Origin of the sequence: Piscirickettsia salmonis LF-89 = ATCC VR-1361 (assembly GCF_000297215.2) — a bacterium.
Lineage (GTDB): Bacteria > Pseudomonadota > Gammaproteobacteria > Piscirickettsiales > Piscirickettsiaceae > Piscirickettsia > Piscirickettsia salmonis.
On the sequence record NZ_AMFF02000118.1, the window covers coordinates 1 to 20,099 of the forward strand.

At 41.0% G+C, this 20,099-nt stretch carries 22 protein-coding genes, 1 tRNA gene and 1 pseudogene; 19 read left to right on the forward strand and 5 right to left on the reverse strand.

Annotated features, from left to right (window positions below):
- The 9 genes and pseudogenes from C200_RS15515 to aroB all read left to right on the forward strand — a co-directional run.
- On the forward strand, window positions 1-523 hold a 523-nt coding region (locus C200_RS15515), incomplete at its 5' end, for a hypothetical protein (RefSeq protein WP_211250932.1).
- Between the two features lie 109 nt (window positions 524-632).
- Entirely contained in the window at window positions 633-782 is a 150-nt protein-coding gene (locus tag C200_RS15520; protein WP_016209453.1) for a hypothetical protein, read from the forward strand.
- A 167-nt stretch (window positions 783-949) separates the two neighbouring features.
- On the forward strand, window positions 950-1,162 hold the full coding sequence (locus C200_RS16190) for a hypothetical protein (RefSeq protein ID WP_016209496.1): 213 nt from the start codon (window positions 950-952) through the stop codon (window positions 1,160-1,162).
- 11 nt (window positions 1,163-1,173) lie between these two features.
- A pseudogene (gene aroF, locus C200_RS14285) lies at window positions 1,174-1,965 on the forward strand (3-deoxy-7-phosphoheptulonate synthase); the annotation flags it as partial.
- A gap of 24 nt (window positions 1,966-1,989) precedes the next feature.
- Window positions 1,990-3,012, forward strand: a complete 1,023-nt coding sequence (pheA, locus tag C200_RS11420; RefSeq protein ID WP_016209485.1) for a chorismate mutase — start codon at window positions 1,990-1,992, stop codon at window positions 3,010-3,012.
- Window positions 3,013-3,064: 52 nt separating this feature from the next.
- Window positions 3,065-4,369 carry a 3-phosphoshikimate 1-carboxyvinyltransferase gene (gene aroA / locus C200_RS11425; protein ID WP_032126728.1) on the forward strand — a complete coding sequence of 435 codons (1,305 nt, stop codon included), beginning with the start codon at window positions 3,065-3,067 and terminating at the stop codon, window positions 4,367-4,369.
- The gene (locus tag C200_RS11430) at window positions 4,360-4,926 is read left to right on the forward strand and encodes a shikimate kinase (protein WP_052133284.1); all 567 of its coding nucleotides are present in this window, start codon (window positions 4,360-4,362) and stop codon (window positions 4,924-4,926) included. The genes aroA and C200_RS11430 overlap by 10 nt, the downstream gene beginning before the upstream one ends.
- On the forward strand, window positions 4,916-5,998 hold the full coding sequence (gene aroC, locus C200_RS11435; RefSeq protein WP_016209460.1) for a chorismate synthase: 1,083 nt from the start codon (window positions 4,916-4,918) through the stop codon (window positions 5,996-5,998). The genes C200_RS11430 and aroC overlap by 11 nt, the downstream gene beginning before the upstream one ends.
- 46 nt (window positions 5,999-6,044) lie before the next feature.
- Window positions 6,045-7,145 (forward strand): 3-dehydroquinate synthase, encoded by a 1,101-nt coding sequence (gene aroB / locus C200_RS11440; RefSeq protein ID WP_016209465.1) that lies wholly within the window; start codon window positions 6,045-6,047, stop codon window positions 7,143-7,145.
- Between the two features lie 40 nt (window positions 7,146-7,185).
- Here the strand turns inward: aroB and C200_RS11445 are convergent, their stop codons facing one another.
- On the reverse strand, window positions 7,186-7,674 hold the full coding sequence (locus C200_RS11445; RefSeq protein WP_016209488.1) for a GAF domain-containing protein: 489 nt from the start codon (window positions 7,672-7,674) through the stop codon (window positions 7,186-7,188).
- A 149-nt stretch (window positions 7,675-7,823) separates the two neighbouring features.
- Here C200_RS11445 and C200_RS11450 point away from each other — a divergent pair, with 149 nt between their 5' ends.
- The 6 genes from C200_RS11450 to alr all read left to right on the forward strand — a co-directional run bounded on the left by C200_RS11450 (window position 7,824) and on the right by alr (window position 12,544).
- Complete coding sequence (locus tag C200_RS11450; RefSeq protein ID WP_016209493.1) at window positions 7,824-8,513, forward strand: substrate-binding periplasmic protein; 690 nt, start codon at window positions 7,824-7,826, stop codon at window positions 8,511-8,513.
- A gap of 202 nt (window positions 8,514-8,715) precedes the next feature.
- Window positions 8,716-9,042, forward strand: coding sequence for a 30S ribosomal protein S6 (rpsF, locus tag C200_RS11455; protein ID WP_016209481.1), 327 nt, complete (start codon window positions 8,716-8,718; stop codon window positions 9,040-9,042).
- A 49-nt stretch (window positions 9,043-9,091) separates the two neighbouring features.
- Window positions 9,092-9,319 (forward strand): 30S ribosomal protein S18, encoded by a 228-nt coding sequence (gene rpsR / locus C200_RS11460; RefSeq protein WP_016209480.1) that lies wholly within the window; start codon window positions 9,092-9,094, stop codon window positions 9,317-9,319.
- A gap of 11 nt (window positions 9,320-9,330) precedes the next feature.
- Window positions 9,331-9,783 carry a 50S ribosomal protein L9 gene (gene rplI, locus C200_RS11465; protein WP_016209484.1) on the forward strand — a complete coding sequence of 151 codons (453 nt, stop codon included), beginning with the start codon at window positions 9,331-9,333 and terminating at the stop codon, window positions 9,781-9,783.
- A gap of 209 nt (window positions 9,784-9,992) precedes the next feature.
- The gene (gene dnaB / locus C200_RS11470; RefSeq protein WP_016209475.1) at window positions 9,993-11,414 is read left to right on the forward strand and encodes a replicative DNA helicase; all 1,422 of its coding nucleotides are present in this window, start codon (window positions 9,993-9,995) and stop codon (window positions 11,412-11,414) included.
- A gap of 32 nt (window positions 11,415-11,446) precedes the next feature.
- The gene (gene alr, locus C200_RS11475) at window positions 11,447-12,544 is read left to right on the forward strand and encodes an alanine racemase (protein ID WP_016209491.1); all 1,098 of its coding nucleotides are present in this window, start codon (window positions 11,447-11,449) and stop codon (window positions 12,542-12,544) included.
- A 24-nt stretch (window positions 12,545-12,568) separates the two neighbouring features.
- Here the strand turns inward: alr and C200_RS11480 are convergent, their stop codons facing one another.
- Window positions 12,569-13,300: a glucosaminidase domain-containing protein gene (locus C200_RS11480; protein ID WP_016209456.1), complete on the reverse strand. Its 732-nt coding sequence runs from the start codon at window positions 13,298-13,300 to the stop codon at window positions 12,569-12,571.
- Window positions 13,301-13,413: 113 nt separating this feature from the next.
- Here C200_RS11480 and radA point away from each other — a divergent pair, with 113 nt between their 5' ends.
- From radA to C200_RS11495, 3 genes are all read left to right on the forward strand, one after another.
- The gene (radA, locus tag C200_RS11485; protein ID WP_016209472.1) at window positions 13,414-14,784 is read left to right on the forward strand and encodes a DNA repair protein RadA; all 1,371 of its coding nucleotides are present in this window, start codon (window positions 13,414-13,416) and stop codon (window positions 14,782-14,784) included.
- A gap of 102 nt (window positions 14,785-14,886) precedes the next feature.
- The gene (locus C200_RS11490; RefSeq protein ID WP_032126730.1) at window positions 14,887-15,375 is read left to right on the forward strand and encodes an RT0821/Lpp0805 family surface protein; all 489 of its coding nucleotides are present in this window, start codon (window positions 14,887-14,889) and stop codon (window positions 15,373-15,375) included.
- Window positions 15,376-15,729: 354 nt separating this feature from the next.
- Complete coding sequence (locus C200_RS11495) at window positions 15,730-16,113, forward strand: HU family DNA-binding protein (RefSeq protein WP_016209463.1); 384 nt, start codon at window positions 15,730-15,732, stop codon at window positions 16,111-16,113.
- A gap of 215 nt (window positions 16,114-16,328) precedes the next feature.
- Here C200_RS11495 and C200_RS11500 read toward each other — a convergent pair.
- A tRNA-Leu gene (locus tag C200_RS11500) sits at window positions 16,329-16,413 on the reverse strand.
- A 126-nt stretch (window positions 16,414-16,539) separates the two neighbouring features.
- Here C200_RS11500 and C200_RS11505 point away from each other — a divergent pair.
- Window positions 16,540-16,863 carry a YqcC family protein gene (locus C200_RS11505; RefSeq protein ID WP_016209490.1) on the forward strand — a complete coding sequence of 108 codons (324 nt, stop codon included), beginning with the start codon at window positions 16,540-16,542 and terminating at the stop codon, window positions 16,861-16,863.
- Window positions 16,864-16,953: 90 nt separating this feature from the next.
- Here C200_RS11505 and C200_RS11510 read toward each other — a convergent pair whose 3' ends face one another.
- Window positions 16,954-18,972 (reverse strand): helicase C-terminal domain-containing protein, encoded by a 2,019-nt coding sequence (locus C200_RS11510; protein ID WP_016209452.1) that lies wholly within the window; start codon window positions 18,970-18,972, stop codon window positions 16,954-16,956.
- 22 nt (window positions 18,973-18,994) lie between these two features.
- Entirely contained in the window at window positions 18,995-19,948 is a 954-nt protein-coding gene (locus C200_RS11515) for a LysR substrate-binding domain-containing protein (protein ID WP_016209478.1), read from the reverse strand.
- Window positions 19,949-20,099 lie beyond the last annotated feature (151 nt).

Sequence of the window (20,099 nt, forward strand, 5' to 3'; positions counted from 1 at the left end):
CATTTTAAGGGAGGGTTACCGGGTAGTTAGTGCTGCGAAAGTGAGCAGTAGTGAGGTAGTGGAAATTTATCTTAAGGAGCTTGAGAGACTCAATATCTCTTTAGGTTTAGATCTTTCCAAAGGTGATGATGGCCAAAAGAATATGGCGATAGCAGCGCTTACTCGAGTTGGGATAGTGCGGGCACAAAAAAGCACTCATGGGGATCAAAAGGTTAAAGACTTCCAATGTCTTTTAGAAATATTACCTCAAAATAACCCAGTTGAGGTGTTAAAGTGTGCCGTTGGTGTTGCATATAAACATAGACACTTTTTGACGCTTCGCTCTAACACTAACGCATGGATTGCTGGAGAAATGTATTTTGAAACTGCAAAGAAAATAGCAGCAATTACCGATGGAGTGTGGCAGCAGGCACTATCTTCGGGAGGTAAAGACCATTTAGGCCAATTGCCTGCTCTGTTTTTCTCGCGCTCTGCTGAATGCGATGAAGAGGTAATGGAATTACCATCTGATGTTGGGTGCTGATTTTAGTGTGCGCATAAATCCGCCAGTTTTATCAGTGTATGTCTTGACTTTATTTGTGCAGTGCTCTAGATTGGAAAGCATATATCCATTAAATTTTTAGGGTAATCAAATGAAAGAACAGCTGCGGCGGCGAGCGCCGGCACAGATACAATCACATATCCGCTTGTCTTTAGCTTCATCCGCTTTATCTTTATTTTCTTCTTCTTTCTCTTTACCTGCCCCTTTTTCTTATCGATTTAGCTTTTCTTATTTTTCTTAAAACTCACTTGTGCTCTTAATGGCGTTTTACAGTTTTTAAGAAATTCTTTTAAAAAAAAAGAAATCATACTTATTTAAATTAGGTCATATGTCGTCTGCTTGATTAAAGCGATATGGCAATTAGGGCTGTTTTAATTATTGTTATTGCATATTATGTAAGGACTTATCATGGTAATCGCATTAGAAAATTCATCGTTAAAAAATTATATTGGACTGATGGACCAATTAAATTCTTTAGGTATTGATAATTTAGTTGTTGCTGGAGAAAAAGCCACTTTAATTCATTTACAGGGAGATAATCGAAGAGAAGATGCTCAAAAAATAAAAGACATTTTGCCTGGGTCTATCCGTTTGATTGATACAAAAAAACCTACCCTTTAGTTTCTCGTGAAAGTTTACCTCAAGGGTCTATTATTGATGTGGCGGGTGTTGCAATTGGAGGCAAAGCAATACAGATAATTAGTGGTCCGTGTTCTGTAGAAACGCCAGAGCAGATGGCAAAAGCCGCAGATATGGTAAAGCGTGCAGGTTGTCGATTAATGCGTGGCGGAGCATTCAAACCAAGGACAAATCCTTATAGTTTTCAGGGGCATGGGGTCGATGGTCTGGTGATGTTAGAGCAGGCTGCTAGAGCGAGTGCGCTGCCGATGGTAACGGAGCTATTGGATGTGCGTCATTTGGAGCACTTTTTAGCCGCTGGAGTGGACTTGATTCAAATTGGTACACGTAATATGCAAAATTTTGAATTACTAAAAGAAGTTGGGCGTACTAAAACCCCCGTTTTATTAAAGCGGGGTATGTGTGCAACGATTAAAGAATGGTTAAATGCAGCAGAATATATTGCAGCCTCTGGTAATCTGAATATTATTCTGTGTGAGCGTGGGGTGCGTAGCTTTGAAAATGCTTATCGTAATATGTTAGATGTTACTGCAATTCCCATGTTAAAGCGTGAGACGCACTTGCCGGTAATGATTGACCCAAGCCATGCGGCAGGTTGTGCTTCGCTGGTGCCTGCATTATCAAAAGCGGCTATTGCTGCAGGTGCAGATGGTTTGATTATCGAGTCGCATCATCAACCTGAGCAGGCTTGGTGTGATGCTGAGCAGGCTTTAAATCCCGAAGAGCTGACGCAGTTGATGCAAGAGTTGACTTTAATTGCTAATAGTGTCAAACGTGATATTTAGTTGCAGAGGAAAGGAGAATTGAATATGCAAACACTCAATGCGCTGCGTGGTAAAATTGATGGCATTGATCTTAAGTTGTTGGATTTATTAAACCAACGAGCATTATGCGCTTTAGAAATTGCTGCGGTAAAAAAACAATTAAATATCAAGCAATTCTATTGCCCAGAACGCGAAAAGGCGGTTTTAGCAAGAATTCTTGAGCATAATGAAGGGCCCTTAGATGATAAGGTTATTTATCATATGTTTCGCCAAATTATGTCATTAAGTTTAAGTTTGCAGCAGCCTTTAACTGTGGCGTGTTTGGGTCCTGCGGGTACTTATTCTGAGGAAGCGGCCTACCGACAGTTAGGTGACTTTATTCAGCTATCTTTAGAGGATTCTTTTGATAGTATTATAAATCGATTGTTGGCTGAGGAAGTGAGATTAGCAGTATTGCCCCTGCACAATAGCACCTCTGGTGTGATTGGCGCGGTATTGGAGCAATTATTAAAGTCAGACATGCACATTAGTGAAGAGCATCAGTTAGCGATAGAACATAACTTATTAATTCATGAAAAAACCACGGTGATTGATAAAATTTACGCACATGAGCAGTCCTTGTTACAGTGTAAGCAGTGGTTAGAAAAAAATTACTTGGATGTGCCTTGTATCGCTGTGGCAAGCAATGCTGAAGCGGCGCTAAGAGTCCGCGGTGAGATAGGTAGTGCTGCTATTGCATCAGCGCGTTGCGCACAAAAATGGAATTTAATTGTTCGACATCAGCATATTATGGATGAGCGGGATAATCAGACAACATTCGTTGTCGTGAATAAAGGTCAAGCGAAGCTTAAAGCCCACTCATCAATATGCTATCTTTGGTTGGCTGAGCATGATGAGTTGAGGGTGCTGCCACAGTTATTGGTAGACAGTCAGAGCGTTGATCATTGGTTGTGTTCAAAGGGTATACTGGTAAGGTTGTCAGAGAGCTGTGAGCATGATAGTCTAACCTGTACCGTTAAAAAGGTACAAGATCAGCTTCAATCCTGTCAGCTTCTTGGCTGTGCTTAGGGTGGCCTTTTATGAATGTATTAATTTTGTTCGTGTTAAATTGAGTAAGATAATGAAAAAACTACAGGTTAAGCCTTCACAATTACAAGGCCGGATAGAAATTCCCTCGTCGAAATCACATACCTTGCGGGCGATCCTCTTTGCTGCTTTGGCGGATGGTAAGAGTTGTATTGAGTCTTTCCTACTTTCGCCTGATGCGTATGCGATGATTGCGGCTTGTCGTGCCTTTGGTGCAGAGATTAGTTTAACGGAGGCTGAAAACCGCTTGGATATTACGGGTGTTTCAGGTCAGCCTAAGCAGCCAGATAATATTTTGGATGCTGGGAATTCTGGTCAGGTATTACGGTTTGTGGGGGCTATTTTAGGCTTAATTCCAGGCTATAGTGTAATGACAGGTGATCACTCTGTACGCTTTAACCGTCCGGCTCAGCCATTGATTGAAGGTTTAAAGCAACTGGGAGCAGAGTGTGTTGCGATGAAAGGCGATAACCATGCACCCTTGATTATTCGAGGACCTTTGCAAGGCAATTATGCGCGTATTGATGGTCAAGACTCACAGCCAGTTTCAGCACTATTGATTGCCAGTGTATTCATCGCAGGGGAGACTGAAATTATTGTCGATCAGCCGGGTGAGTTACCTTGGGTTGATTTAACACTGAGTTGGTTTGATCGTTTAGGTTTAGCTTATCAGCGTGAAGGTTATACACGGTTTGTCATTCCCGGTGTGCAAAAAATGACGGGTTTTAATTATCGTGTGCCCGGTGACTTTAGTTCGTTGGCCTATCCGGTTGCTGCGGCTCTCGTTACCCAAAGTACAGTAACTATTGATAATGTAGATTTAGCGGATGCTCAGGGTGATAAAAAATTACTCGATGTTCTCGTTAAAATGGGAGCGAATTTTGAATATGATGCGAATGGAAAATCACTACAGGTGCTTGCGGTAGAAAAATTGCAGGGCGTTAGTTTTGATATTAATGAATTTATTGATGCTGTGACGATTATGGCGGTGGTTGCTTGTTATGCCGAAGGTCAGACGATAATTTCCGGAGCAAGTATTGCGCGGCAAAAAGAGTCAAATCGACTGGCAGCGATTACTGCAGAATTACAAAAACTCGGGGCTGATATTAAAGAAACAGCAGATGGTTTAAGTATTGTTGGTGGGCAAAAGCTCGTTAATCAGAAAAACCTCCAGGGCTATCATGACCATCGGATTGTGATGTCAATGGCGATTGCTGCTCTTGCTGCGACAGGTGAGTGTGAAATTGCAGGGAGTGAATGTGTTGCTAAAAGTTATCCGAGTTTTGTCGAGCAAATGCAAGTATTGGGTGTTGATATGCGAGAGCTTACATGCGCATGATTTTGTGTGGGCCAAAAGGTGTGGGAAAAACTACCTTAGGTCAGCAGCTGGCAGAAATTAAAAGGTGGCCGTTTTTTGACTTAGATGAGTTATTAAAAAGTTATTATAATCAGAATCATCAGAATAATCAGCAGGAAAATAAAGTGCCTGCGTTATCTATTCCTGAAATTTTTCGGGCTTTAGGCGAGGTCGGTTTTCGCAAGCTGGAAACACAGGTACTATTCGCGCTTGATTTACCAGAGCTTTGTGTATTAGCAACAGGGGGTGGTGCGGTATTTGCTGAAAAAAACCGTGTGAGATTACGGCAATTAGGTCAAGTCGTTTATCTAGATGCGGACAAGCAATTATTAACAAAGCGTTATTTGTCAGGTAAGAAGCCTGCTTATATAAAAAATGATAGTAATGTAGAGGCTGGGTTGGAGGAGTTTTTAGCACTTTGTCAGCAACGCCAGATTTATTATCAACAAGTTGCACATCACTGTATTAAAATTAGTTGCGAGACGGTATCGTTGGCAATCATGCAGTTAGAAAGATTAGGAGAGTCTTGTGGCCAGTAATTCATTTGGACAAATTTTTCGTATTACCACCTGGGGCGAGTCTCATGGTAAAGGGATTGGTGTTGTGATTGATGGCTGTCCTGCGGGTTTAGCTCTGAGTGAGGATGAGATTAATGCGGAATTAGATTTGCGGGTTACCGGTAAAAATCGCTTTACCTCACCTAGAAAAGAAAAAGATTATGCAGAAATTTATTCAGGTGTCTTTGCAGGGAAAACAACTGGTGCGCCTGTGTCGATTGTCATTCATAATCATGATGCCGATTCGAGTAAGTATGAGCCAATTAAAGATTTATTACGCCCAGGCCATGCGAACTATACTTATTTGGAAAAATATGGTGTCTTTGATTATCGTGGTGGTGGACGTTCTTCTGCACGTGAAACCGCTTGTCGAGTGGCCGCAGGGGCGGTTGCTAAAAAATTATTGGCCCATTTTGGTGTTAAAACCGCAGCAAGTATTCAGTCCATTGGTTCGGTTGACGCTGATTTAGTCGCTCAAGAATTACCACAGTTAAAACAAAAGATTTATGATCATCCGCTTTATTGTGCTGATACTAGCGCCGGTAAAAAAATGATGGCCGAGTTAGATAAAGCAATTGAAGAAGGTGATTCTTTAGGTGGTATTATCCAGTTTTCAGCCATTGGTTTGCCTGTAGGAATCGGTGATCCAGTCTATGAAAAGTTAGAAGCTAATTTGGCCAAAGCGATGATGAGTTTGCCTGCAACCAAGGGGATGAGTCTTGGTGAAGGTTTTGCTGCATCACGTATGCAAGGCTCTGAGCATAATGATTTATTTACTGAGAATAAAAGCTTAGTGACGAATCATGCGGGTGGCACTTTAGGTGGTATTAGTACAGGTGAATGTATTACGGGGCAAGTTGCCTTTAAGCCGACATCAAGCATTAAAAAAGTACAAGCCACTGCTAATCTTGCTGGTAAAAAAGCTGATTTTACCTTACCGACAGGTTCACGTCATGATCCTTGTGTTGCTATTCGTGCGGTGCCTGTAGTTGAGTCGATGTTGGCGTTGGTACTTGCTGATGCTTTGCTAGTGAATCGTGCGGCTAAATTATAAAGTTAATTAATGATTTAGAATAATAAATTAGGATGAAAATAAGGTGATGTTGCAGTTAAAAGTAACAACTAAGCCTGCTTATAATATTGATATAAGCGCTGGATTGTTGCAGTCGAGTGAATTGATAACAGATTGTCTGATGATGTCGAAACGCATTGTGCTTGTCACAGACGATCAGGTACGACCTTTGTATGCTGAACAGTTTCAAGCAAAATTGCTTGAGCAAGGTGCTGAGGTTTTATTATTAAGCATCGGCTGTGGTGAGGCGTGTAAAACCCGTGAGGTAAAGCAATGCCTTGAAGATGAAATGCTACGCGCTGGATTGACTCGCGATACGCTAGTGATTGCGCTTGGCGGTGGTGTGGTGACTGATATTGCTGGTTATTTAGCAGCAACGTATTGTCGTGGTGTGCCGGTATTTTATTTGCCAACGAGCTTGTTGGCGATGGTTGATGCAAGCATTGGTGGAAAAACTGGAGTAAATACCCCGCTTGGCAAAAATATGATCGGTACGATTACCCAGCCGGTGCGTGTAGTGATTGACCCGGATGTATTAATAACTTTGTCGATGCGAGAGCGTAAAGCAGGCTTTATCGAAATTCTTAAGCATGCCTTGATTAATGATTGTGAGTTTTTTAATGAATTAACCGAGCAAGCGACAGCATTATTAAATTTAGATGATAAAACAGCATTAGCTCGGGTGATATTTAAAAGCTGTCAAGTGAAAAATCAGATCGTGAGTATTGATGTGCATGAAAAGGGGTTGCGTCAGGTCTTAAATTTAGGTCATACGGTTGCCCATGCGTTAGAAGTTGCGAGTGACCATGCGTTAAATCATGGTGAAGCGGTTGCATTGGGTTTATTAATAGAAGCAAATTATGCTGTATGTTTGGGTATTTTTGCTAAAAGTGAGTATGACAAATTAGCTCGTTGTTTAGAAATTAATGAGTTATTAGCGCAGACGCCCGTGCTTGAATTGTCGTCCATTACTCAAGCGTTAGCGGTTGATAAAAAAGTTGTTGATAAAAAAATCAGGCTAGTTATGCTGGAGGCGATTGGTAAGGTTTATATCAAAGATGGGCAATACAGTCATAATATAGACGTAGCTGTTTTACAGAAGTCTATTCAACGTTTCTTAACATGCTAAATTTAATAATGTAAAGCTTATTTTTCTTGCTTTTTTCCTTTTAAAAAAGCGTTGCTACGGGTGCGAGGTCTGTTGATTGGCAAAACTGTTCTAATAGCTGAGAGATTCCCTGTTGATCGGCTTCACTAAAGCGGTGTGGTATAGGTGAGTCAATATCAAGTACTCCATAGAATTGGTTATGTTTAATGATAGGGATGACCAGTTCTGAGCGTGAGTTAGAATCACAGGTGATATGATTATCTAAGCAAGTGACATCGTTGATGCGTTGAATATCTTGGTTAAGCGCACACGTGCCACAGACGCCTTTACCTAAAGGAATCGGATTACAGGCGGGATTGCCCTGGAAACTGCCTAATTCTAATTGTTCTTTATTGGAGTTCAACCAGTAAAATCCGACCCAGTTTAATGTTGTAATCTGCTGAAATATAAATGCACTGAGTTGACTGCTATTAGTTAACCAGTGCCTGGAGCCTTCGAGTAGGGCGTAAAGTTGTTTATCTAAGAGTGAATAATGTTCTGTTTGCGGCATGGGGATGGTATTCTCTGTTAAGTAATCAAGCCTGGGAGCGATTTTAGTCTGCCCTGTTTTTTTATAAATGTAAAACCGGTTGTAAGCTGTTAGGCTGAGTGAGGTTTACGTGATTGGCAGTTGGCAAAGAAAAAAGAGGATAATTAAGGATGAATAGGCAATTATCAGACCTCATACCAGCTCTTTTATTATTAGGATTGAGTTGTAGCTATGCGAATACAATTAAATTTAATGCGAGTGAATGGCCTCCCTATACGAGCAAATATGCCCCTGGCTTTGGTAAAGTAAGTATTAAAGTTAAAGAAACACTGAAAAAAATGGGGATGAATGCTAAAATCCAATTTATGAGCTGGGAGCGTGTGATTAAGTTTAGTGATGGTGCGGTGGCATTTTTCCCCTCCTATGGCTGTAAAGCACGTAAAGGTATAGCATCATTGCCGATTGGTTCTAGTTCACTTGGTTTTGCTGAGCGCCCAGCAGATAAGGTGCAGTGGACACGTTTAGCAGATTTGAGCGGTTATCGTATTGGTGTGGTTAAAGGTTATTATAACAGTGAAGCTTTTGACTGGGCTTTAGCACAAGGATTACTGTCTGTGATTGACTTTCCGGATGACGCTGCAACTATTGATGCGCTGGCCGCTAAAAAAATTGATTTGGCGGTGATAGACCCGAGTGTCTTGGCTCGGTTACAAAAAGAAAATAATAGCTTGTTAATTAATAAGTTGGTTATGAACTCACGCTTATTAGAAACTAAAATTCCCTTATATGTATGTTTTCGCGATAACTTTAAAGGTAAAGGGCTATTACGTTTATTTAATCAAGCACTTTCAGGCTCCTAAGTCAGTCCTGCTCGCTTTTCAGGTGGGTTTAGTAGGTGAGTTTAGTGCTGAATTTAATGAGTTAGTTTTACCTTAGGTTATCTAGGTTGTTTTTCTAGTTGAGGTTTTTGCTTAGCTTCGGTATAATCTGTGCTCTTAATGAGGCCTCCTTGCCTTATTACGTTTAATGTAAAAGGCTTTTAGCCATAAGGAGTATCAAAAAATGCGTCACTATGAAGTCGTATTTATGGTTCACCCAGATCAGAGTGAACAGGTCCCTTCTATGCTTGAGCGCTATCGTGCAAACATAGAAACAACGCATCAAGGTAAAATTCATCGCCTTGAAGATTGGGGACGTCGTCAGCTTGCTTATCCTATTAACAAGCTACACAAAGCCCACTACGTGTTGATGAACATTGAGTGTGGTGAAGAAGCTCGTATCGAGCTTGAAGATGCATTTCGTTATAATGATGCGGTATTACGTCATCTTATTCTTCGCCGTGAAAATGCAATCACTGAGCCTTCTCTGTTAGCGAAAGCTGAAGACTAAAGAAGATTAACCCAGACTGAATGTTTTTTTACTTAAGGAGATGATCCAGATGTCATTTAATTATCGTCGTCGTAAGTTCTGCCGCTTCACAGCAGAAGATATCAAAGAAATTGATTATAAAGATACTGTAATGTTGCGTAACTATGTGACTGAAAGTGGCAAAATCGTGCCTAGTCGTATCACCGGTACGCGTGCGCGTTATCAGCGTCAATTGGCAACAGCAATTAAGCGTGCACGTTTTGTTGCCCTATTGCCATATACTGATCGTCATCAGTAAGGAGCGCCTACATGCAAATTATCTTAAAAGAAAAAGTCCGTAATTTAGGTGATCTTGGCGAGCAAGTGGTTGTCAAGTCAGGCTATGCGCGTAACTTTTTAATTCCTACAGGTAAAGCCGTTCCTGCAACCGCCGCTAACTTGAAAGAGTTTGAAGCGCGTCGTGCAGAAATCGAGCGCTTAGCCCAAGAGAAGCTGGCGGAAGCACAAAAGTGTGCAACAACAGTAACTGAGCTTGCAGTAATTACGGTTGCTGCAAAAGCAGGTGATGAAGGTAAGCTGTTCGGTTCGATCGGTACTGCAGATATTGCGGTTGCTTTGGCTGAAAAAGGTATTGAAATTTCACGCCAAGATATTCGTTTATCTGAAAGTTCAATTCGCCAAGTTGGTGAATATGACGTTGAGCTACACTTGCACAGTGACGTTGAGGTGACTGTAAAAGTGGATGTCGTTGCAGCAAGCTAAGAGGCTGCTTTGATATAGATAGCGCTAAGCGTTACACACATACATTACGCTAAGAAACATTAGGCCCATGATTGGGCCTCTTGTGTAGTTAAGGCATGTTAATAATAATATAGTTTAAGCTAACGGAACAAACAGAGATAACGCCTGGATCAAAGAGCAAGAATCAAGACGAATAGAATATATTTAAAAGTGCCTGATATAATGCAATGATGAAAGCGAAACAAAAATTAAAAAAATACCCATCTAAATCTCAGTCTGCAGCGTTAGAAGTGGCTGACTTAAAGGTGCCACCTCATTCTATCGAGGCTGAGCAGTCTGTTTTAGGGGGGTTGTTATTGGATCAGGGAGCCTGGGATAAGGTTGTGAGTCTTGTGGCTGCTGGGGATTTTTACCGACCAGAGCACCGCTTTATTTTTGAAGAGATTCAGAGTTTAACTGATCTTAACCAGCCAATTGATGTGATTACGGTATCTGACGCCTTAGAATCTAAAGGTGAGTTAGAAAAAAATGGTGGTTTAGCTTACTTGGGAGAGTTGGCAAAAAATACACCAAGTACGGTAAATATTACGCATTATGCGCATATTGTTCACGAACGAGCAGTATTGCGAAAACTGATTGAAGTGGCCAATGGCATTGCAGATAGTGCTTTTTTGCCCGAAGGGCGCAGTAGTGATGAATTGCTGGATGAGGCGGAGAGTAAAGTCTTTGCAATTGCCGAATCAGGGGCTAAAGAGCAGACCGGCCCTGAGTCGATTCGTAGTATTTTTCCAAATGTCCTAGATCGTATTGATGAGTTATTTCATTCAGGGAATGCGATTACTGGTGTTTCTTCTGGTTTTGATGATTTAGATAAAATGACTTTAGGGCTGCAAGCGTCGGATTTGGTGATCGTTGCTGGACGACCGTCGATGGGTAAGACGACGTTTGCGATGAATATTGCCGAATATGCCGCGCTTCACCATGATAAGCCCGTGTTGGTTTTTAGTATGGAAATGCCGTCTGAATCATTAATTTTTCGTGTATTGTCTTCGCAAGGGCGTATTGATCAAAGTAAGTTGCGTTCGGGGCAGCTGGAAGATGAAGATTGGCCAAAATTAACCAATGCGATGACGATGCTTAATGAGCGTAATAATTTATTTATTGATGATCAAGGGAGCTTAAGTCCTGCAGAATTGCGTGCACGTGCGCGTCGCCTAGCACGTGAGCAAGGAGGCTTGAGCATGATTATTATTGATTATTTACAGTTGATGCAAGTGCCTGGTGAGGATAATCGAACGGCGGAAATCTCGGTGATTTCACGCTCATTAAAAGCATTAGCAAAAGAATTAAATGTACCGGTGATTGCGCTTTCCCAGCTTAATCGAAGTTTGGAGCAGCGTGCAGATAAACGTCCTGTGATGAGTGACCTGCGTGAGTCAGGCGCGATAGAGCAAGATGCCGACTTGATTATGTTTGTATACCGTGATGAAGTGTATAATCCAGAGAGTCAAGATAAAGGGATTGCTGAGATTATTATCGGTAAACAAAGGAATGGACCGATTGGCACTGTGCGTTTAACCTTTCAAGGTCGTTATACGCGCTTTGATAATTATTCGCCCTTAAATGAAGAAGGCTTTGAAGCGTATCAATAATGAATAAGAACGCTTAAGGAGAGAGGAAGCCTATGGGGCGAGCAACACGTGTGTTATTAAGTCGGTCTGCATTATTGCATAACTTAAAGAAAGTCCGTGAAAAAGCGCCGGATAGTAAAATTTTAGCCATGGTTAAAGCCTATGGTTATGGGCATAGTTTTGAAGTTGCAAAATATTTAGATAAAAAAGTCGATGGTTTTGGTGTTGCTGCGATTGAAGAGGCGATACGGCTGCGAGAGCAAGGCATTTGCTCACCGATTGTGTTGATGGAAGGTGTGTTTAGTCCTGAAGAGCTCAGGCTGGTTGAAAACTATAATTTTAGCATCGTTATTCACTGTCAAGAGCAAGTCGATTGGTTGCGCCATCATGCTCTAGTTGCAAAGCCAGTTGATGTTTGGTTAAAGCTTGATACCGGAATGGGGCGACTGGGTTTTGATTGTACATCAGGAAAGTGCTTGGACTATTTAAGTGCTATTTATTTAAGTTTAAAGAAAAGTAATAAGGTAGGGCAGCTGGGGCTAATGAGTCACTTTGCTTGTGCTGATGAACCTTACCATCAATTAAATAGCAGGCAAATTTCGGCTTTTCAGCAAGTAAGAAAAAAATTTCCTGGTCCATATTCTTGTGTGAATTCTGCTGCAATTTTTAATTTTAGTTATGAACGGTATGATTGGGTGCGTCCGGGGATTATGTTGTATGGTATTTCACCATTTGCTGATAAAAACGGGGTGGATTTTGAGTTACAACCGGTGATGCATGTGGTTTCTCGGTTAATCAGCGTAAAGCAGTTGCGTCAAGGCGAGAGTGTTGGTTATGGGGCAACTTGGCAGTGTCCTGAAGATATGCAAGTCGGTATTCTTTCTTTAGGTTATGGGGATGGTTATCCAAGGCTTGCTCCAAGTGGCACGCCATTTTTGGTTCGAGGTCAGCGCTGTGCGTTGATTGGGCGCGTTTCTATGGATATGGTTGCGATTGACTTAAGAAGGTGTCCAGATGCAGGTGTTGGAGAAGCTGTGACGGTATGGGGGCAGGATTTACCTGTTGAAGAGATAGCGCGTCATGTCGGAACGATTGCTTATGAGTTAATTTGTAATATGCCACTGCGTGCACCTTATATATGGCAAGAATAGGTTAGTTTATTTTAGAGTTAAGATTTAAGCGAACTGAAAAGTGCTTTCTTTTGATAAATAGCGCGTGATAATTTTTTGAATTAGCTCAACGTATTTAGTTCCTTTAATAGAATAAGCAGTTAAGCCTTCTGCGAGCTTAAAGGCGGATATATCTTGATGGTTCGCACGCATGTCTGCACGTAAATCACGCAGTGCTTGATAGGCGTTATGTGTATTTAGTGTATGTATGTAGGCACGAACTGATGCGGTCATTGATGAATAGTTGGCAACTTCCCAATGGTTGTTAGCTGGGCGTGCTTTGGGAATAATGCCACATCCTGGATAATGGCAGCGCATGCCGAAAAAATTATTGCCTTCTATAGCAAAGCGTGAGCGTCCCCAATTTGATTCGTTAATCGCTTGTGCGCTAATGAGAGCGTTTGGAATAATATCAACACGTTTTAATAACGCGCTGAAGTCGTGTGGGTGTTTAAAGTGTAGGTTGTTAAGCTTGTATTGTTTAGCTAGCGCTTGAAGTTGAGTGATTTCCTGCTTTGATAAGCTTTTTTTCTGTATTAAGCTAAGAATATGTTGGCGTTTTTGTAGAATCATTTGATTAATTGTGTTTTCGCTTTGGGTGATTTTTATTATAAATTCTTGCTTGATTGATTGTATGTTTTGTGAATAGGCTGTATTTATCTGTGTTTTGGATATTGGTGCTGACAATAAGGGTTGTTGAGCAAGATAGGCAGTGGTAATAACAGCAAGGCTTAGCATGATATAATCGATCCTTGTGGGTAGGGTTGGTATTTTACCATGACTGTGGATTTTACCTTGATGATAATTTTAATTTAACTATATAAAAAATAGCTTAGAAGGCCAAGCATAGTATGAGCAAGCAAAAAAACCAATATGTTTGTAGTGATTGTGGCGGTATTGCAAAAAAATGGTTAGGTCAGTGTCCACATTGCCAGCAATGGAATAGCTTAAGTGAAGTAAAAGAAGTGCTACCAAATCGGCCAGGACGTAGTCAGCGTTTTGCAGGCTTTGCTGGTATTGATGCACCTAAAGTGAAGCGTTTAAGTGAAATCACACCGGAACAAATCAGTCGCCAGCCTGTTGGAATTTGTGAATTTGATCGGGTGCTTGGTGGAGGGTTAGTCCATGGGGCGGTCATTTTATTAGGGGGTGATCCTGGAATCGGTAAATCAACGCTATTATTACAGACTTCTGTAAATTGTACACAGTTTGGTAAGGTGCTTTATGTCACGGGTGAAGAATCGCTTGAGCAAGTGACTTTAAGGTCAAAACGTTTGGGATTGTCTCAGGACGTTGATTTGAGATTGTTAGCAGAAACTCAAGTTGAACGTATTTTAAAGGCGGCGGAAATAGAGCAGCCAAAAGTGCTTATTGTCGATTCGATTCAAACAATTTTCACTGAAAGTCTACAGTCGGCTCCTGGAGGTGTGGCACAAGTTAGAGAAAGTGCGGCAATATTGACGCAATTTGCAAAACGTACTGGGACGTGTTTATTTTTAGTGGGTCATGTGACTAAAGAAGGGGTGCTTGCCGGTCCTCGGGTATTAGAGCATATGGTTGATACTGTGCTTTATTTTGAAGGTGAGCAAGACAGTCGCTTTCGCTTATTACGGGCGGTTAAAAATCGTTTTGGTGCGGCGAATGAATTGGGTATTTTTGCCATGACAGAAACTGGGCTTAAGACAGTCAGTAACCCTTCAGCAATTTTTTTATCACGCTATGAAGACTTGCAGCCAGGGAGTGTGGTGATGGTTGCTTGGGAAGGAACACGTCCGTTATTAGTTGAAGTACAGGCTTTAGTTGATGAATCCCATTCGCCAAATCCAAGGCGAATTGCAGTTGGCTTAGATCAGCAGCGTTTAGCTATGCTACTAGCCGTATTAAATCGCCATGGTGGTATTGCCAGTTATGACCAGGATGTATTTATTAATGTGGTTGGAGGGATGAAAATTACTGAAACTGCAGCGGATTTAGCCTTATTGCTTGCCTGTGTTTCTAGTTTGCGGGGAAAAGCGTTGTCACAGGAGCTGATTATTTTTGGTGAAATTGGCTTATCTGGGGAAATTCGCCCAGTGCAACGAGGACTAGAGCGAATTAAAGAAGCCGTCAAACATGGTTTTACACAAGCAATTGTACCTCTTGCAAACTGTCCTAAACAAAAAATCAACGGTATTGAAATTGTCGGTGTTAAGCATTTGGAAGATGCTCTGGCTACACTATAATTAATGATAGAATTAATTATAGTTTAATTAATATTTGCCTTGGATCTTGGATCTTAGATTTTGGGTTTTAGGTTTTTATATTTGCTATTAGTGAGGGAAGTAATGAACAGAGGATGTTTGCAAGGTAGTAGTTTAATTATTATTAGCATATTTTTAGTTGGCTGTGCCCAGAACTTTAGCCGTCAAGAAGTCGGAGCTGCGACTGGGGCTGTTGTTGGCGGTGTTGCTGGCCAGCTGTTTGGTAAAGGCAGTGGTCGAGTTGCAATGGCCATTGGTGGTGCTGTTTTGGGTGGATTAATTGGTTCTAAAATCGGTCAATCGATGGATCAGCAGGATAAAATAAAGCTAAACCAGAGTTTAGAAAAGGTAAAAACAGGGCAAGTGACACGTTGGCGTAATCCAGATACAGGCAATAGTTATAGTGTTGAGGCAGTGCGTACTTACCAGCGTTACAATAAGCAAGAGCGTCGCCAGCAATATTGTCGGGAATTTCAGCAAAAGGCGATGATTGCAGGGCAGAAGCAAGAGATTTACGGCACTGCATGCCGGCAAGCGGATGGTCGTTGGCAAGTCGTTTCAACAGAAAAATAATAATTAGATTATGGCTACATTATAAAAGTAGCAGTGAATTTATTTTAATTGTATTTACTGTTAATTGATATTTAAAAGACGGTAATAATAAAAAAATATTGAGTTTTATGGTGAATATGTTATTTATTTTAGATGCTAAAATGGAATCGATTCTTGAAATAAGAGGAGTGTAACTTTAAAGGTAAAGCGTGATTGCTGATTTATTAATTGGGCTGTTTTTTGGCAGCTAGCAGCTTAAACTGAGTTAATTTTCTAACTGCAGATTATTATTAAATAATTGTATGAATTTTGTTGCATTTGTATGGAAAATGACTTATAAATCTTAGGACAAGTAAATAATGAAAGGGTATTGTGATGCCAAGAAAAAAAGCAGCCGCAACAAAACCAGCAGCACCTGCTGCTAGCCGTAAGGCAAAGTTCTCTGCAATTACAGAACGTATGACTAAAATCCAAGTCGTTAACAGCATTGCTGAGGAGACGGGGTTGCCGAAAAAAGATGTGTTGCAAGTTTTCGAAAGCTTACGCATTTTGATTTCTCGCCATATGAAAAAGCGTGGTTCTGGTGAGTTTACTATTCCAGAAGTGGGTGTAAAAATCCGTCGTTCTAAGAAGGCTGCAACAAAAGCACGTACGATTATCAGTCCATTTAATGGTGAGGAAATTCACGTTCCAGCGAAGCCTGCCCGCACGACTGTGAAGGTTACAGCGCTTAAAGCATTAAAAGAGACTGTACTTTAAGCAATTAAAGTCACTGCTTTTTATATGATGAGCACTCATGGGTGCTCTTTTTTATTTGTATATATTAATTAAAACTCAGAAACTAATTTAAATGAATGGAGCTGGCTCTTTTTGCTTGAGAGCTGGGAAATAGGAATATGGTTTTAATGTTTAGCTAAAATAAAGATAATTGGATAAATTTGTGTAAACGATAATCTCAGGACAAGAGATAAGGATGGTGCGAGAGGAGAGACTCGAACTCTCACGGGTCGCCCCACTGGAACCTAAATCCAGCGCGTCTACCAATTCCGCCACACTCGCACTTGGCTATACTGCTAGGCTTACGCCCTGCAACGAGGACCTATTATGCGGATTTTGAAATAGAAGTCAACAACTTTATAATGTATTTGGAAATTTTTTTAGTTTTTTAGTGAGTTGATAAAAACAATGAATCAAACTACCTGTATAGCGATTGCGAGCTTGTTGCAAGAATTAGAAAAAACTTTGCGTGAGCAACGCCTTTGGGAGGCAGAGGCGCCTTGCAAGAGCGCATTGTTAAGCCAAGAGCCCTTTTGTGTGGATACACTGCATTTTAGTCAATGGGTGCAGTGGATTTTTTTACCGCGAATGAAGGTGATTATAGCAGCAGGCGGGGATTTGCCTTTAGCACCTGGTATTGCACCGATGGCAGAAGCAGGTCTGCAAGCTCAAGGGGTGAGGGGGCAAGAGGTTATACGAATTTTCAAGCAATTTGATCAGCTGTTGGCTTAATTGCGCTTCACATTTTTGTGATCTTTACTGTGTCTTTATAGTTATCAGTTCTAAAAAAGTTAGGGCAGCTTATTGAGTGATGAGTAAGGTTTAAATCACTAGCTCAACAGTTTCTTGCCATGAGCTTGGATGATGGACCTCAAATGCGGGCAAGGAGGCCAGGAGCTTTTTACCATAAGTTTTGTAAATAATACGGTCATCGAAAAGCACCAATTTACCCTGGTCTGATTCAGTACGAATCAGCCTGCCTGTCCATTGAATTAACCTTAAGTGAGCTTCAGGTAAAGTATGTTCGATAAATACATTTTTGTTTTGTAGCTTTAGAGCATGCTCACGTGTTTGTGCTTGTGGGGTGTTTGGCATCGCAAATGGAATTTTTTGAATAATGAGTGTTTTGCAGTAATGGCCAGGCAAATCTAGGCCTTCGGCGAGTGATTGCAAACCAAAGAGCGCATGGGGTTTTCCTTGGTCAATAGGGTGCTTAAATTTTTTAATCAGCTGCTGTTTAGGTAGATCACCTTGGCAGGTCACTTTATTTTGTAAGCCCTTAGGTAGCATGGCAAAGGTGTTTTCTAGGCTCTTTTGACTGGTAAATAGCACGAGGCAGCCTTGACTAAACTCTTGTAATAGTGCTTTTAAAAATGTTTGGAATTCTTGTAAGTGCTGGTCATTGGTATGTGTTGGTGCTGACTTTAGTTTGGGAATAATCAGTTGGGATTGCGCATAGGCAAAGGGTGAAGGGCAGCTGATTGATTTGACGGTATGGCTATTTTGTAAATGTAGGCCGATTTTGCGGGCAAAGTGCTGAAATTGACCTGATATTTTAAGTGTGGCGGAACATAGGGTAATGGCTTCAGGTGCCCGTTGCCAAAATAGCTCAGCAAGTTTGTGACTGGTGTCAATCAAGCTTAGGTGAAACCGGTAATCGTCTTGTTCTTTGTTTTGTTTTAAGGTGATCCATCGCGCTTGTCGGGCACCTTGGTTATCTTCTTTGTTTGGGAAGTGTTGCCATGTTGTTAACATGGTTTCTAGCATATTAATAATAAATTCTAAGCGACTTTGATATTGCTGTTTCTTTTCTAAAGAATCAATATGTGTATTTTCAAAGTATTCGGCAAATAATGAAACTTGTGTGAGACAGGTTCGTGTTAAGTTGGCTAGGTGATTGAACTCTTCGGCTAGGCTCTTTGGGAAATCATCCAAGAAAACCCATTCTTTTCCTGTCGCACGGTCTTTAAAGTTAAGCTGTAGAATTTTTTTCAATGAAGTTAATCGATCGATAATTTGCTCGCTAAAGTCAAAGGCACTGAAGAAACTTTTTGGAGGGTCATCAAAAAGAGGTTTGCACTTTAATAGTAGTTGCTTTGTTTCCTGGATATATTCTTTGCTTGAGTGAAGAGACAGTTCTTGGGCTAAGCTATTAATCGATTGTTCAGGAAGATGATGGGCCTCATCGATGATATAAGTTGACTTTTCGGGTTCAGGAAGAATTTTACCAAGGCCGAGCCAAATGTCCGCCAATAAGGTCGCATGGTTAGTAATAATAATATCAGCGGATTTTTGGCGTTCACGCGCACTGAAAAAAGCACATTCTTTAAAAAAATGACAACGATGATTTAAACAGCCTGCTCGATCGGTGGATATTTTTTGCCATAAGTCATCATCAATTTTAACGTTTAAGCTGTCTCTGTCGCCAGACCAATTTTCTTTTTCTAAGGCATTATGCAAAGGTGTTAAGCGCTCTAACATCAGTAAATCATCCAGAGCATAAAATTTATGATGGCAAATATAGCGTCGGCGCCCTTTGGCAATTTCTATATTTAAAGAGAGACCGAGTAATTTTTCAACCTGGGGAATATCTTTATTGGCTAATTGTTCCATTAACTGAATGGTTGCTGTTGCAATAATTAATGTGTGCTTTTTTGCTTGTGCTTGTGACAGCACACCTAATAGATAGCCAAAACTTTTACCAATGCCGGTGCCACCTTCACAGAGTAAAATATAGCGGTGATGGATGCTGGCAGCAACCGCTTGAATCATACGTTGTTGGCTTGGGCGGCAAGAGAATCCAGCATCTTGCAAGCGCTGAGTGATATCGGTGATTTGCATAATGAATTATTGTGTAGTTATCTTAAGGGTTATTTGTAAGCAGTGATTTGGGCACTTCGTCGATAAATTCTTGCGCTGTTTTAAGTAGCCATTGGCGTAGCGGTGCGACTTTATTGCGTGTTAAATAATTATTAGGATAGGTTAGATACAGATCATGAATGCCTGGAACTGTTTCTTGTGTGGGAATGATTAAATGGCCTAATTTAAGTAAGTTTGCAACCAGTGGCAGGTGGGTGACTAAAATGCCGAGGCCGTTGAGAGCGGCTTGAATGCCTTGAATTGTATGCTCAAAGATTAAGCGCTCTTCGATTTGAGGTACTGAACATTGGTAGTGTTGGCACCAGTTTTCTAGGTCATTGGTGCGTACGGTGTGGCGAATGTTAATAAAGGGATATTGATCAATCAGTAAGTTTGCATTTAATTTAATTGCTTGTGGATCTTGAAAGAGTGCTGGGCTGCATACCGGAACTAAGCGGTCTTGTAAGAGAAAGTCACTGCAATAGTCTTTTTGATGATCTTGTGAGTTGTACTGGATGGCCGCATCGATGTCATTAAATTGCAATGAGTTGGGCCGTAATGGCGTTGCTAAGCGTAGCTCAAAGCCGGATGATGAGGCTTGAAAGTCTGCTAAGCGCGGGATTAGCCAGTATGTTGCCATGCTTGATGAGAGGTTTAAATGAATAACAGTGGCGTGTTGATCTTGGGTCAGTTCAACCGTGGCATCATTAATAATGCGCAAGGATTTATGAATATGTTCAGCATAGCGCTGGCCTTCTTCAGTAAGAGCAAGACGATTACCGGGTTTTCGTAAAAATAAGGTTTTAGCAAGATAGCCTTCAAGACGTTTGATATGTTGGCTGACGGCTGAATGGGTCATATTAAGCTCTTCACCCGTGCGTGAAAAATTAAGTAGCTCAGCCGCAACATCAAAAACTTTTAGTGCGTTTAATGGGGGCAGGTGTTTTTTAATTGGCATAAGATATATTGACTGTATAATGAGTATTTGGTGTAAGAAATACTAACAATCTAACATAGCTATCCAATATAGTCACGAATTAAGCATGCGACTACATTCTTAGATGATTTTAAAACTTTTCTTTGTCTTAGGCTACGTAGCTTATACTTTA

Bases quoted from the DNA above. Each gene is read 5' to 3' on its own strand.
- C200_RS11490 (WP_032126730.1), top strand. From the start codon at position 14,887: ATGAACAGAGGATGTTTGCAAGGTAGTAGTTTAATTATTATTAGCATA.
- aroB (WP_016209465.1), top strand. From the start codon at position 6,045: ATGTTGCAGTTAAAAGTAACAACTAAGCCTGCTTATAATATTGATATA.
- C200_RS11450 (WP_016209493.1), top strand. From the start codon at position 7,824: ATGAATAGGCAATTATCAGACCTCATACCAGCTCTTTTATTATTAGGA.
- rpsR (WP_016209480.1), top strand. From the start codon at position 9,092: ATGTCATTTAATTATCGTCGTCGTAAGTTCTGCCGCTTCACAGCAGAA.
- pheA (WP_016209485.1), top strand. From the start codon at position 1,990: ATGCAAACACTCAATGCGCTGCGTGGTAAAATTGATGGCATTGATCTT.
- aroA (WP_032126728.1), top strand. From the start codon at position 3,065: ATGAAAAAACTACAGGTTAAGCCTTCACAATTACAAGGCCGGATAGAA.
- C200_RS15520 (WP_016209453.1), top strand. From the start codon at position 633: ATGAAAGAACAGCTGCGGCGGCGAGCGCCGGCACAGATACAATCACAT.
- C200_RS16190 (WP_016209496.1), top strand. From the start codon at position 950: ATGGTAATCGCATTAGAAAATTCATCGTTAAAAAATTATATTGGACTG.
- rpsF (WP_016209481.1), top strand. From the start codon at position 8,716: ATGCGTCACTATGAAGTCGTATTTATGGTTCACCCAGATCAGAGTGAA.
- C200_RS11430 (WP_052133284.1), top strand. From the start codon at position 4,360: ATGCGCATGATTTTGTGTGGGCCAAAAGGTGTGGGAAAAACTACCTTA.
- C200_RS11510 (WP_016209452.1), bottom strand. From the start codon at position 18,972: ATGCAAATCACCGATATCACTCAGCGCTTGCAAGATGCTGGATTCTCT.
- rplI (WP_016209484.1), top strand. From the start codon at position 9,331: ATGCAAATTATCTTAAAAGAAAAAGTCCGTAATTTAGGTGATCTTGGC.
- radA (WP_016209472.1), top strand. From the start codon at position 13,414: ATGAGCAAGCAAAAAAACCAATATGTTTGTAGTGATTGTGGCGGTATT.
- C200_RS11480 (WP_016209456.1), bottom strand. From the start codon at position 13,300: ATGCTAAGCCTTGCTGTTATTACCACTGCCTATCTTGCTCAACAACCC.
- C200_RS11515 (WP_016209478.1), bottom strand. From the start codon at position 19,948: ATGCCAATTAAAAAACACCTGCCCCCATTAAACGCACTAAAAGTTTTT.
- C200_RS11505 (WP_016209490.1), top strand. From the start codon at position 16,540: ATGAATCAAACTACCTGTATAGCGATTGCGAGCTTGTTGCAAGAATTA.
- alr (WP_016209491.1), top strand. From the start codon at position 11,447: ATGGGGCGAGCAACACGTGTGTTATTAAGTCGGTCTGCATTATTGCAT.
- dnaB (WP_016209475.1), top strand. From the start codon at position 9,993: ATGAAAGCGAAACAAAAATTAAAAAAATACCCATCTAAATCTCAGTCT.
- C200_RS11495 (WP_016209463.1), top strand. From the start codon at position 15,730: ATGCCAAGAAAAAAAGCAGCCGCAACAAAACCAGCAGCACCTGCTGCT.
- C200_RS11445 (WP_016209488.1), bottom strand. From the start codon at position 7,674: ATGCCGCAAACAGAACATTATTCACTCTTAGATAAACAACTTTACGCC.